The organism is Hydrogenophaga bisanensis (genome assembly GCF_042665135.1).
Lineage (GTDB): Bacteria > Pseudomonadota > Gammaproteobacteria > Burkholderiales > Burkholderiaceae_C > Hydrogenophaga > Hydrogenophaga bisanensis.
This window is the reverse complement of the sequence record NZ_JBHTBX010000012.1, coordinates 23047-36016: the sequence shown is the minus strand read 5'-3', so window position 1 is coordinate 36016 and position 12970 is coordinate 23047. Positions and strand designations below refer to the sequence as shown.

The following is a 12970-nucleotide window of genomic DNA, read 5'->3' as shown; positions in this document are numbered from 1 at the left end:
CCGACCATGATCCTCGAACACGCCGACATCCGCATCGATCCTGCCCGCGCCGCCGACTTTGAGGCCGCCATCCTGCACGGCGTGCAGACCGTCATCTCACAGGCCAAAGGCTTCAGGGGCTTCAAGGTCAACCGCAGCATCGAGAGCCCGGGCCGCTATCTGCTGATGATCTACTGGGACACGCTGGAGGACCACACCGTGGGATTCCGCGGCTCGGACGCCTTCACGCAGTGGCGCGCCATCGTCGGTCCGTTCTTTGTGCAGCCCCCGGTGGTCGAGCATCTGGAGCTGGTCGGCAAGAGCTGAGCGACCTCAGCTCTTTCTCATCAGAGTGGACTTGCCGAACAGGCTTTCGATCAGGTCCACCGCCAGCAACGCCGTCTTGTTGCGCACGTCCAGCGCCGGGTTGAGTTCGACCACGTCCAGTGAGCCCAGGCGACCGGTATCCGCGATCATCTCCATGCACAGCTGGGCTTCGCGGTAGGTCGGTCCGCCGGGCACCGTGGTGCCCACGCCGGGTGCGATCTCCGGGTCCAGGAAATCCACGTCGAAGCTCACATGCAGGTGGGTGTGTTCGTCCAGACCCATCAGCGCCTGCTCCATGGTGTGACGCATGCCCATCTCGTCGATGTAGCGCATGTCGAAGACTTCCAGCCCCTGCTCGTGGACGAAGCGTTTCTCGCCGGGGTCGACGCTGCGGATACCGATCTGTCGCACCACATCGCTGTCGATGGCTGGCACCTGCCCGCCGATTTCCACCAGCGCCTGCGGGCCGTGGCCGCAGAGCACCGCCACGGGCATGCCGTGGATGTTGCCGCTGGGGGTCAGTTCGGCCGTGTTGAAGTCCGCATGGGCGTCAAGCCAGAGCACCCGCAGCTTCTTGCCGGTTTCGCGGCAATGCCGGGCCACGGCACTGATCGACCCGATCCCCAGGCAATGGTCACCGCCCAGCATGATCGGCAGGCGTCCCGCGGCCAGCTCGGCATGCACGGCCTCGTGCACCCGCTGGTTCCAGGCCACCACCTCGGGCAGGTGGCGGTAGCCATGGAGGGGCCCCTGCCAGGGGTTGCCTGGCCCGCTGAGGTTGCCGCGGTCGATGACCTCCAGCCCGTGGCTATGCAGCACGGCGGCGATCCTTGCCACGCGCAGGGCTTCGGGACCCATGGAGGCGCCGCGGGCGCCAGCGCCGATATCGGTCGGCGCACCGATCAGGCTGATGCGATGGTGATGTTGCATGGTGCAATTTTGCGGCAATGGCGCGACAAGTGTTCGGGAGAACACCCTCGGGTGGGGGCTTGTCGAAACGGGTCGGCAGACGGCCCGTTCTGCGCCGACAATCCGGTGCCCTCCTGATCGCAAGCCATGAGTCATACCTTCGACGCCGAATCCCGCCCCGCCATGGTCTGGCCCGCCAGCGGTCAACACCTGCTCCAGGCCGATGCACAGGGCTGGCACGCACCCACTGAGGACTACTGGCGCCTGTGGCTGCAGCGACCGGAGCTGGCGCCGGTGGAGGAGTCCTGTGCGGCGGAGAGACGCCTGCATGCGGCGCTGATGGCCGCCCCCCTGCGCCCGGTGGCCGCGTCTGAGTTGCAGGCCATGGCCGACCCCGATATTGCCCAGAGCTACGGGCATTTCCTGCGCCTGCGCGAGGCGCTCATTCATGCGGGCACCCTGGAGCAAGCCTACCTGGGCTGGGTGCGGGACCGACGTTTTGATCTGCCCCCCCTGTTCATGGATCTGGTGGTACAGGCGGTGGTGGCCCGCATGCTGGCCCAGGAGGACGATGCGCTGGTCTGGCGCGCGGCGGAGCTGCTGTTCCGTCCCCAGCGGGTCGCGATCCAGGAGGGGCGGGTCCTGAGCGGTGACCTGCAAGTCCTGGATGATCTGCACCGCACCGGTGGTCTGGGCGAACTGGGCCGCCTGCTGATGGAGGGCGGTGTGTCGCTGCCGGGGACCGGCCTGCAGGTGCTGGGCGATGACAACGCAGGCACCTATCTGGCCGGTCGCTGCCAGGACGGTCGCTATCGCCACCTGCTGGACCTCACCCATGGTCTCCAGCAGACGCTCTCGCATGGGCTGGTGCTGAATCTCAACAATGCGCGTTCAGGTTTGCGTGCGCTGGCCCAGGTGCTGGAGCGGTGGGTGAAGCACTTCCTCGGCGTGAAGGTGACGATCCGACCCGAGGCGCGCGTGGAGGACCCCGCCTGGCGCTGGCACCTGGGGCTCGATGTCCAGTCCTCTGCCTTGCTTGATGCCCTGTATCAGGGCCAGCCCGTGCCGGAGGAATCGATGCGCCGCCTCATCAGCCTGTTCCGCCTGGAGGTCGAGGACCCGGCGGTCGTGCAGGCCGACATGCAGGGTCGGCCAGTCTACCTCGGGCTGGCGATGGATGCCGAGGGACGACTGCGGCTCAAACCTCAGAACCTGCTGCTGAATCTTCCGTTGAAGGAACGCCGCTGAACCGGGTGGCCGCCGGCAGTTCGATGTGGAAGCGGGCGCCCTGCCCGGGTTCGCTCTCGGCCCAGATGCGCCCGTCCATGCGCGTGATCGCCTTGTGCACCATGGCCAGACCGATGCCGGTCCCGGGGGCCTGATCGGCACGGTGAAGCCGCTGGAACAGGGCAAAAATGCGGTCGTGGTGCTGCATGTCAAAGCCCTGGCCCTGGTCAATCACGCTCAGCAGCACACGGGGGCCCTCGGCCGTGTCATGGCGCCGACCGACGATATCGACCTGGGGTGGCTGCCCGGGCTTGGCGAACTTCAGGGCGTTGTCGACCAGGTTGCGCAGCACCATGGTCAGTCCACCCGGGGATGCCATCACGGTCAGGCTGGCTGGCATGTCGATGTCGATGCGCGCGTCCTTGAGGTCGATTTCGTTGCGCAGACCGTCGACCACCTCCTGCGCCAGCCCTCGCAGTGAGACCACCTCGACGGATTGCTCCTTCTGTTCCAGGTGCGAGTAGGCCAGCAGATCGTTGATCAGGCGCGCCATGTGGCTGGCCGCTTTGCGGATGCGGTCCAGATAGGCCGACGCGTGGGCGGGTATCTGGTCGCCAAACTCTTCCTGAAGCAGACTGGCAAACCCCTCGATGCCGCGCAGGGGCGACTTCAGGTCGTGTGACACCGAGTAGCTGAACGCCTGCAGGTCGGTGTTGACTTCCTCCAGCCGCTTGACGCTGGCCCGCAGGGCCTGCGTGCGCTCGGCCACCCGGGCTTCCAGTTGAAGGTTGAGGCGGGCGATGGCCTCTTCGGCGGCGTGCCGCTCATGGGTGTTGGCCAGCATCTGTGAGAACAGCCGCAGCAGGGCCTGTTCGTCGTCCGTGAACTGGTGAACCTGGCGAACGGCATCGAAGCCGATGAAGCCGAAGCATCCTTGGGAGGTGTTGATGGGCACCAGAATCAGGCTGCGAATGTCCAGGGGAATCAGCAGATCTCGCAGCCAGCCTGAAGGCAATGCGTCGACGTGCGTGATGCTGATGCTTTCTCCGGCCTTGTGGGCCTTGATGAGCTCGCTGGCCTGGTCCAAGGGAATGTTCTGCAGCAGCTCTTTCTGGGGCTGAATGCCGGACCCGCACCATTCGTGCGTGTTGGAGCACACCAGTCGGTCGAAGTCGTAGCGGAAGACGTAGGCCCTGTCCAGACCGATGAAGCTTCCCATTTCCTGCAGACCGTCCAGGATGGCCTGGTCCATGCGGTCCTTGGGCAGGTTGATGAACCGGGTGGCCAGTTGCAGCAGCAGCATCACTAGGTGATTCAACCGTTCACGGTCGCGTTGCAGGTGACGTTGGTCATTGACATCCCGTGCCACGACCATGCAGTGGTCGCTTTCCGGCAGGCGGGCCATGCGTGCGTTGAAGACGCGCGGGCCTCGCCCGACATCCAGGACGTAGTCGAAATCCTGCAGCTGCCCATCGAAAGAAAGAGCCAGCTTGTCCATGATGAGGCGAGCAATGTCCTCTGGCATGACCTCCGCGACCCGGCGTTTGAGGAATTGCTCCGGCGGAAGGTACAGCAGCTCGCTGGACCCGCTCTGGAAGTGCACAAACATGCCATCGCGGTCAATCACGAACAGCATATCCTGCAGCACGTCGAACACATGCTCCAGGGTCTCTCCGCGCTGGCGCGAATCGGCCTGGGCCTGGCGCAGCTCGGTCAGGTCAACGCAGGAACCGATGTAACCGGTGAACAGACCGTCGGCGTCGTGACGCGGTGTGCCCTGATCCAGGATCCAGCGGTACTCACCATCTTGGCGCCTCAGGCGGTACTCGATGGTGAAGCCCTCACGCCGCCGAAGTGCCTCGCTGAAGCGCCTCAGGTACGTCGCTCGGTCATCGGGGTGGATCGACTGCGTCCATCCATCGCCCAGCTCGTCCTCCATGTCCCGGCCGGTGAACTCCAGCCAGCGACGGTTGACCCAATCGAACTGCATGGCCGTGTCGCAGGTCCAGAACAGCGCGGGCGACGCGTTGGCCACCGTGTCGAGGTCATGGAACATCTGCCGCCGCTGCTCCTCCAGTGCCCGTCGCTCGGTCACCTCGCGTTGCAGCCGATGCACCGACCGGTCCAGCTGCCAGCCGCCCAGGGTCAACGCCAGCGCCAGCGCCAGGGCGGCCACACCGATGGCCGGCAGCCGCCGGTACCATTCGGACAGCACCACGTCGGTCGGCACACCGTAAACCACGACCATCTCCGAGGCGGTACCCGCCAGGCGGCGGAAGGCCACCCGCCGCTCGATGCCATCGAACTGTCCGCGGGTCAGGAAGCTGCCGGCCGCCCGGCTGGTGATCATCTGGGCCACATGTCCTTTGACGGCCTGCCCAATCTCCTTTTCGTCAAAGGGAGCACGCGCCAGCACAGAGACCATGCCGCCGGGCGCCACGCGGAACAGGGCTACACCGCCGCCTTCCTTGATGCGATCGTTCTCCAGCCGGGCCAGAACCGCAGAGAACGAAAGATCCACCACATAGCCGGCCACGGTCTGCCCATCCGCACCAGCCTTCCAGACCAGAGGAATGGACCGTGCCAACGGAGGGCCATTCACGGCGCCAACGTGCCAGCGGCCGGGGATGGCTTCGGCCATCTGCTGGAGTTCCTCGGCGGCCGGCCGTTTCTCCAGCAACCGATCGCTGACCAGGTCAATGACTTGTCCATTCGGTGTGATGGCGTGCAGCTGGAACGGCAAGGGCAGGGTGGACAGCAGTTCGGCGCGCAGGGAGGCGGCCTCGGACGTCCAGAACTGGCGCATGCCCTCATGGGAGTTGCTGGCCAGAACCTGTTCCACCTGCTGCACGGCCACTTCGGCCACCGTGAGCGACTTCTCCAGATCATTGGCCAGGCGCTGAACCTGACGAATCGCTACCTCGTCTGCGCCATCCAGCAGGCGCGATCGTTCATGCCACAGGTAGGCACCGGTCCCCAGCATGAGCATGCCCAGCGCCAACACCACCAGGCTGACGATCCTGGCACGGTCAGCCAGCCAGCCACGCTGATGGTGTCTTGAGACGATCACGCAGGCACCTCCGTGGGTGCCTTGGGCGCCGGTGATTGCGGGTGGACAGCCACGCGGATGTGAAAGCGGCTGCCTTGTCCGGGAACGCTGTCCGCCCAGATGCGTCCTCCCATCCGTTCCATGGCCTTGGCCACCATGGCCAAGCCGATGCCCGTGCCAGGAATCTGGTCCTGCCGGTGCAAGCGCTGGAACATCCCGAAGATGCGGTCGTGGTGCTTCATGTCAAAGCCCTGTCCATTGTCGGAGACGGTCACGAGCACCTCCTCACCGTCCTGGACTGCTTCAATCCTGACAACCGGATGGCGGTCCGAGGGCGTGAACTTCAGGGCGTTGTCCAGAAGGTTTCGCAGCACCATGGACAGACCCCGGGGGTCTGCCTGAGCCTTCAGGCCAGGTTGCACATGCCAGGTCAGCTGACCTTGCCTCCGATCAACGGCTTCCAGAAAGGGTTGAGCCACCTTTTCCAACAGATCCGCCACATCCACGGCGGCCATGTGACCCGTCATCTGCTCGAGCCTGGCATAGGCCAGCAGATCGGTGATCAGCTGTGACATGTGAAGGGTGGCGCGCTGGATGCGCTTGAGGTAGTCCTGGCCTTGTGCATCCAGCCGGTCGGCGTGGTCCTGAAGGAGCAGGGCGCTGAAGCCTTCGATGCCTCGCAGGGGGGTACGCAGATCGTGCGATGCCGAATAGGTAAAGGCTTCGAGCTCGCGGTTGGCCACCTGCAGGCGCTGGACACTCTCCTGCAGTTGCGCTGTGCGCTCGGTCACCATCTGCTCCAGCTGGCCGGTCAGTGCGTGGAGCCTGCCTTCCGTCTGGGTTCGCAACTGGGTGTTGACCAGCATTTGGGCAAAAAGCTCCAGCAGGGCCATCTCCTCGTCGACCCATTCGTGGACCTGACCCACCCAGTCCAGCCCGACGAAGCCGGTGCACGCTTCGCCCACCATCAGTGGCAGCGTGGTCAGGCTCCTGATCTGCTGGCTTTCGAGCAACTCGCGCAATGGACCGACCGGCAAACCATGCACATCATCAATCTGCACCCGCTGGCCGATTCGATGGGCCTCCATCCAGTGAGGCACCAGGGACATCGGTATCTTCTGAAGTGTATCTATCTGCGCGCTGACTCCATCCGCGCACCACTCGTGGGTGTTCGACGCAGTGCCGTTGTCGTGGTCGTACAAGAAGATGTACGCACGACCGGCGTGCACGAAGCGACCCACATCGCCCAGCGCGTCGTCCATGGCCCGGTCGATCTGATGCACGGGCAGGTTGATGAACCGGGATGCCAGCCGGAACAGCATCAGCACGAACCTGCTCAGGCGTTCCTGTTCCTGGGCGGCGGCCTGCTGTTCCCGTTCCAGCTGGGTGACGTCCCGAAACATCAGGAGGAGGCGATCCTGCCCGTCCACCTGAACACGTTCGGCGCTGTAGCGGACGTGGATCTCCTCGCCGTCGGGGCGGGTGCTGCGGCCAGCCACTTCCCGGATACTGGCGCCCGATGCCAGCTCTTCGAGCAGGTCCTGGCGACCACGTGAAGTGCGCCACAAACCCAGCTCCAGCGAGGTGTGACCCAGCAGGTTTTCACGGGTTCGACCGAAGAGCGCGCAAAAGGCATCGTTGACCAGAAGCAACTGACCCGTGTGCCAGTCGCCCAGCGACATGGCTTCCGGGGCTGACTGGAACACGGTTTCAAACAACTGCTGTGCCGCCAGGGTGCGAGCCTGTGCCTCGCGGCGTTCGGTGATGTCGCGGTTGATGACCAGAACCGTCTGCGCTTCGCCTTGGCTGGGCGGTTCCAGGCTGACCTGGGCTTCCCAATGGCGCATGCCTTTGGGCCCGGGGTACGAGAAGTACAGCGTTTCGCTGAGCCCGCTGCTGAAAACGCGATCAAGGCAGGCCATCCACTCGGCAGCAATGGGCTCGGGTGTCCCGACCTCGGTGATCGTCCTTCCGATGAGCGCTTCCGGCGATCGTCCGTTGGCACTCTCCACCGCCGGATTCACGTAGAGAAAGCGTCCCTGCCTGTCATAGCGTGCAATCACGTCCGGCAGGTGGCTGGCCAGGGTCTGGAAGTGCCGTTCGCTGTCGTGCAGGGCCCTCATGGAGCGCTGCAGGCGCCATGTGCCGTACCCCATCGCAAACATCACCAGGAAGGTCAGCAAGCCTGCCCACGGGAGCAGGGCCTTCCAGGGCGCCAGAACGCTCTCGGTGCCCAGGGCATAGACCACCATCAGTCGCTGCGCATCGCCCGCGAGCCGCTGGTAGCCGACGATGCGCTCGATGCCATCCACCACCGCAGTGGCCCGAAACACCCCCGATGGGCGCTCGTTCAGGGCCGCCGACAGGTGCCCATGGACCTTCATGCCCTGTTCCCTCTCGACGAGAGGGTGCCGGCTCAGCACCGTGGTGGCACCGTCGTCCTCGATCCGGAACAGGCTCATGCTGCTGTCCTTGGGCATGCCTTCGGACGCAAACCGTGCCAGCAGCGCCTCGCGTGCCAGCTGCAGTTCGTAGAGCCTGCCGCCTTCTGCCGCCGACTGACGCCAGACCATCGGAATGATCCATTGCCCGTTGTCTTGTCGCGGCAGGCCTGGCAACCATTGGCGTTCCGGCGCTTCCTGGTATTCTGGCTGTACCGGCAGTTCTTTCAGGGCGAACGGAAGATCCAGGGCGAGGATCAGTGGACGCTGGGAATCGGACAGGCCGGCACCCGGAGCACTTGACTCTGTATCCAGGCCGGACATGCTGGCGCGGGCCAGCCGCAGGGATTGGTCCAGCTCTGCCCCCAGACGCAGCACCTCTCGTTGCGCCTGGGCTTGTGCCCGATCCAGCAGGGCATCTCGCTGGGCCCACACCAGACTGATCGAAAGCACCATCAGCAGGACCATGCTGCCGAGCGCCAGTACCAGCTGCCAGCCCATTCCGGGAAGGAAAAGCCCCGAAGCGTTGGCGGCAGCTGCCGATGTGCCGGTCGGTCGAGGGGCGGGCATGGCGAAATGAGGTCTTGCGTCCTGGAGGCGCTGTCTGTTTACGTTCGAATTCAGTCTAGCAGGGTGTGCGCGGATGAAAGCAGGCAAAAGGAAGAGAAAGGCCTTGCTGATGAAGGCCTTGTGGCGCTCGTCACATGCTGCGGCGGTACTGGCCGCCCACCTCGAACAGCGCCGACGTGATCTGCCCCAGCGAGCAGACCCGCACCGCGTCCATCAGCACCTCGAACACGTTGGTGTTGTCGATCACCGCCTGCTTCAGCCGCGCCAGCATGGCAGGCGCCTCAGCGGCGTGGCGGGTGTGGAAGTCGTTCAGGCGCGCCAGCTGCGACTGCTTCTCCTCTTCGGTGGAACGTGCCAGCTCGATCGACTCGGGCACCGGGTCGCCGTGCGGGTTGCGGAAGGTGTTGACGCCGATGATGGGGTACTCGCCGGTGTGCTTGAGCATCTCGTAGTGCATGCTCTCTTCCTGGATCTTGCTGCGCTGGTAGCCGGTTTCCATGGCGCCCAGCACGCCACCGCGTTCGGCGATCTTCTCGAACTCGGCCAGCACGGCTTCCTCGACCAGCTCGGTCAGCTCGTCGATGATGAAGGCGCCTTGGTTGGGGTTTTCGTTCTTGGCCAGGCCCCATTCGCGGTTGATGATCAGCTGGATGGCCATCGCGCGGCGCACCGACTCTTCGGTGGGCGTGGTGATCGCCTCGTCGTAGGCGTTGGTGTGCAGGCTGTTGCAGTTGTCGTAGATGGCGATCAGCGCCTGCAGCGTGGTGCGGATGTCGTTGAACGCGATTTCCTGAGCGTGCAGGCTGCGGCCGCTGGTCTGGATGTGGTACTTGAGCTTCTGGCTGCGCTCGTTGGCGCCGTACTTCTCCTTCATCGCCACCGCCCAGATGCGCCGCGCCACGCGGCCGAGCACGGTGTACTCGGGGTCCATGCCGTTGCTGAAGAAGAAGCTCAGGTTGGGTGCGAAGTCATCGATGTGCATGCCGCGCGCCAGATACGCCTCCACGAAGGTGAAGCCGTTGGACAGCGTGAAGGCCAGTTGGCTGATCGGGTTGGCCCCGGCCTCGGCGATGTGATAGCCGGAAATGGACACCGAGTAGAAGTTGCGCACGTCGTGGTGCACGAAGTACTCGGCGATGTCACCCATCACCTTCAGGCTGAACTCGGTGCTGAAGATGCAGGTGTTCTGTCCCTGGTCTTCTTTCAGGATGTCGGCCTGCACCGTGCCGCGTACGTTGGCCAGCACCCATTCCTTGATCTTGGCCGTCTCGGTGTCGGTCGGCTCGCGGCCGTTGTCGGCCTTGAACTTGTCGATCTGCTGGTCGATGGCGGTGTTCATGAACATCGCCAGGATCGACGGCGCCGGGCCGTTGATGGTCATGGACACGCTGGTGCTGGGGCTGCACAGGTCAAAGCCCGAATACAGCACCTTCATGTCCTCCAGGGTGGCGATACTCACACCCGAGTTGCCCACCTTGCCGTAGATGTCCGGGCGCGGGTCCGGGTCGTTGCCGTACAGCGTGACCGAGTCGAAGGCGGTGGACAGGCGCTTGGCCGGCATGCCCTCGCTGACCAGCTTGAAGCGGCGGTTGGTGCGGAAGGCGTCGCCCTCGCCGGCGAACATGCGGGTCGGGTCTTCGCCCTCGCGCTTGAAGGCGAACACGCCGGCGGTGTACGGGTAACTGCCCGGCACGTTTTCCAGCATCAGCCATTTCAGGATTTCGCCGTGGTCCTCGTACTGCGGCAGGGCCACCTTGCGGATGGTGTTGCCCGACAGGGTGGTGTGGGTCAGCTGGGTGCGGATTTCCTTGTCGCGGATTTTCACCACGTACTCGTCACCGGCGTAAGCCTTCTGCATTTCCGGCCACTGGGCCAGCAGTTTCTTCGCGTCGGCGTCCAGTTGCAGTTCACGGGCTTCGGCCAGGTCGATGGCGGCTTCGGCCGCCTTGGGCCGGTGCGGCTTGTCCTGGGTCAGCATGGCCGCGGCCGCGCGCAGCTGCTGCACCTCGCGAGCCAGACGGGCCTGGTCGCGGGCCCGCTTCTTGTAGCCGCGCACCGTGTCCGAGATCTCGGCCAGGTAGCGGGTGCGCGAGCCCGGGACGATGGCGCGCTGGTTGGTGCTGTGGCGCACATTCACCAGCGGCAGGCGCCCATCGGTCAGGGCCAGGCCCTTCTCGATCAGCCGGGCCTTGATGGCCTGGTACAGCGCTGTCACGCCGTCGTCGTTGAAGCGGCTGGCCATGGTGCCGAACACCGGCATCTGGTCGGGCATCACCGTGAAGGCCTCGCGGTTGCGCTGGACCTGCTTGGCCACGTCGCGCAGGGCATCGGCGGCCCCCTTGCGGTCGAACTTGTTGATGGCCACAAACTCGGCGAAGTCGAGCATGTCGATCTTCTCCAGCTGGCTGGCGGCGCCGAACTCCGGCGTCATCACGTACATGGGGATGTCCACGTGCGGCACGATGGCGGCATCGCCCTGGCCGATGCCCGAGGTCTCGACGATGATCAGGTCGAAGCCGGCCACCTTGCAGGCCGCCACCACGTCGGGCAGGGCGGCGCTGATCTCGCTGCCGGCCTCGCGCGTGGCCAGCGAACGCATGTAGATGCGCGAGCCCTTTTGCCACGGGCCGATTGCGTTCATGCGGATGCGGTCACCCAGCAGCGCGCCGCCGCTCTTGCGGCGCGAGGGGTCGATGGAGATCACCGCCACGCGAAGTTCGTCGTCCTGGTCCAGGCGCAGGCGGCGGATGAGTTCGTCGGTCAGGCTTGATTTGCCCGCGCCACCCGTGCCGGTGATGCCCAGCACAGGGGTCGTGCAGCCAGCCGCGGCCTGGCGCAGGGCGTCGACCAATGCAGCGTCGGCCTTCTGGTTCTCCAGCGCGGTGATCAGCTGCGCCAGGGCGCGCCAGTTCATCTCGCTGTGACCCTGGATGGCGTCCAGGGCCTTGGGGGCCAGGGCGCTGATGTCCTTGTCGCAGCGCATGATCATCTCCCCGATCATGCCCTGCAGGCCCATCTTCTGGCCGTCTTCCGGGCTGTAGATGCGGCCCACGCCGTAGGCGTGCAGTTCGCGGATCTCGGCAGGCACGATCACGCCGCCGCCGCCACCGAATACCTGGATGTGCTCGCCGCCGCGCGCCTTGAGCAGGTCGATCATGTACTTGAAGTACTCGACGTGGCCGCCCTGGTAGGAGCTGATCGCGATGCCCTGGGCGTCTTCCTGCAGGGCGGCGGTGACCACCTCGTCGACCGAGCGGTTGTGGCCCAGGTGAATCACCTCGGCGCCCATGCCCTGCAGGATGCGGCGCATGATGTTGATGGCCGCGTCGTGCCCGTCGAACAGGCTGGCGGCGGTGACAAATCGCACCTTGTTCGTGGGGCGGTAGCTGGCCAGGGCCTGGTATTCGGCGTTGAGCTGTGTCATGGCGGGTCTCTTCGGTGGGGGGTGTTCAGGTGATTCGCAGGGAAGCGAGATCGGGTTTCTCGGGGGGGTAGCGCAACTGCAGCGCGCGCAGGGCGTCGCGCACCAGCTGGCCCACCATCAGGTTGCGGTGTGTCTTGGAGTCGGCCGGAATGACGTTCCACGGCGCCCAGGGTGTGCTGGTGGCGTTGAGCATGTCCTCGTAACTGCGCTGGTAGTCGTCCCACTTCTCGCGGACTTCGAGGTCGCTGTGATCGAACTTCCAGTGCTTGTCCGGGTTGTCGACACGGGCTTGCAGTCGCTGGCGCTGCTCCTCATGGCTGATGTGCAGCATGCACTTGAGGATGACCGTGCCGGTCTCGGCCAGCAGACGCTCGAAGTCGTTGATGTGGGCGTACCGCTGTTGCGTCTGCGCCGGGGATAGCCACCCGTTGACCACCGGGACCAGCACATCCTCGTAGTGGCTTCGGTTGAAGATCATGATCTCGCCCGCACCAGGCGCTTTCCGGTGAATGCGCCAGAGGAAGTCGTGGTCCCGTTCGGTTTCGGTGGGGGCCTTCCAGCCGATGGTGTGCACGCCCAGCGGGCTGGTGCGCGAGAACACACTGCGCACGGTGCCGTCCTTGCCGCTGGTGTCCATGCCCTGCAGCACGAGCAGGAGTTTGAAACGACGGTCGGCCCAGAAGACGTTCTGCAGGTGGTCGAGCTCTTCGGCGATGGTCTCCAGGGCCCGCTGGTCTTCGGTCTTGCTGCCCCGGCTCAAGGGCTTCGCATCGGGCGGGGCGCCCTTGAGTCTGAAGCGCTGCCCATTGCGCTCCGCGCCCGGCGGCTGGGCGGGTACCTGCCAGTCCGACCAGGCGCCACCGGCCGGTGCCTGCACGGCCTGGGCCGGGTAGGGCAGCTGCACTGGGCTGGGACGTGACATGGTGTCTCCTGGGGGGGGCGGTGAATGGCCGCAGCCATCCCCGTCCGCATGATTGACGTTTACGTAAACGTAATATAACCGTTCCGGCACAAAAAAGGGGCGCCGAAGCGCCCCGGGAAATC

General features: G+C 65.1%; 7 protein-coding genes. 2 read left to right on the top strand and 5 right to left on the bottom strand.

All coding sequences use genetic code 11. The features are described 5' to 3' along the window. Positions 1-6: 6 nt before the first annotated feature. Positions 7-306, top strand: a complete 300-nt coding sequence (locus ACFQNJ_RS15725; protein ID WP_382259271.1) for an antibiotic biosynthesis monooxygenase family protein — start codon at positions 7-9, stop codon at positions 304-306. A gap of 6 nt (positions 307-312) precedes the next feature. Here ACFQNJ_RS15725 and rocF read toward each other — a convergent pair whose 3' ends face one another. Next, a complete protein-coding gene (gene rocF / locus ACFQNJ_RS15720; RefSeq protein ID WP_382259269.1) occupies positions 313-1236 on the bottom strand; it encodes an arginase in 924 nt (307 codons plus the stop codon). A 126-nt stretch (positions 1237-1362) separates the two neighbouring features. On the opposite strand from rocF, the gene ACFQNJ_RS15715 reads away from it, so the two are divergent. Then, positions 1363-2463 (top strand): DUF6352 family protein, encoded by a 1101-nt coding sequence (locus tag ACFQNJ_RS15715; protein ID WP_382259267.1) that lies wholly within the window; start codon positions 1363-1365, stop codon positions 2461-2463. Here the strand turns inward: ACFQNJ_RS15715 and ACFQNJ_RS15710 are convergent. From ACFQNJ_RS15710 to ACFQNJ_RS15695, 4 genes are all read right to left on the bottom strand, one after another. After that, a complete protein-coding gene (locus tag ACFQNJ_RS15710; RefSeq protein WP_382259265.1) occupies positions 2414-5512 on the bottom strand; it encodes an ATP-binding protein in 3099 nt (1032 codons plus the stop codon). The genes ACFQNJ_RS15715 and ACFQNJ_RS15710 overlap by 50 nt on opposite strands. Continuing rightward, complete coding sequence (locus ACFQNJ_RS15705) at positions 5509-8502, bottom strand: PAS domain S-box protein (protein WP_382259263.1); 2994 nt, start codon at positions 8500-8502, stop codon at positions 5509-5511. Before ACFQNJ_RS15705 ends, ACFQNJ_RS15710 begins: the two co-directional genes overlap by 4 nt. A gap of 130 nt (positions 8503-8632) precedes the next feature. Further along, positions 8633-11926, bottom strand: coding sequence for a fused isobutyryl-CoA mutase/GTPase IcmF (gene icmF / locus ACFQNJ_RS15700; protein WP_382259261.1), 3294 nt, complete (start codon positions 11924-11926; stop codon positions 8633-8635). Between the two features lie 25 nt (positions 11927-11951). After that, positions 11952-12848, bottom strand: coding sequence for a PPK2 family polyphosphate kinase (locus tag ACFQNJ_RS15695; protein WP_382259259.1), 897 nt, complete (start codon positions 12846-12848; stop codon positions 11952-11954). Positions 12849-12970 lie beyond the last annotated feature (122 nt).

What these genes read in the sequence shown, in the direction of transcription:
- ACFQNJ_RS15725 (WP_382259271.1), top strand. Translation starts at nt 7, where the DNA reads ATGATCCTCGAACACGCCGACATCCGCATCGATCCTGCCCGCGCCGCC.
- rocF (WP_382259269.1), bottom strand. Translation starts at nt 1,236, where the DNA reads ATGCAACATCACCATCGCATCAGCCTGATCGGTGCGCCGACCGATATC.
- ACFQNJ_RS15715 (WP_382259267.1), top strand. Translation starts at nt 1,363, where the DNA reads ATGAGTCATACCTTCGACGCCGAATCCCGCCCCGCCATGGTCTGGCCC.
- ACFQNJ_RS15705 (WP_382259263.1), bottom strand. Translation starts at nt 8,502, where the DNA reads ATGCCCGCCCCTCGACCGACCGGCACATCGGCAGCTGCCGCCAACGCT.
- icmF (WP_382259261.1), bottom strand. Translation starts at nt 11,926, where the DNA reads ATGACACAGCTCAACGCCGAATACCAGGCCCTGGCCAGCTACCGCCCC.
- ACFQNJ_RS15695 (WP_382259259.1), bottom strand. Translation starts at nt 12,848, where the DNA reads ATGTCACGTCCCAGCCCAGTGCAGCTGCCCTACCCGGCCCAGGCCGTG.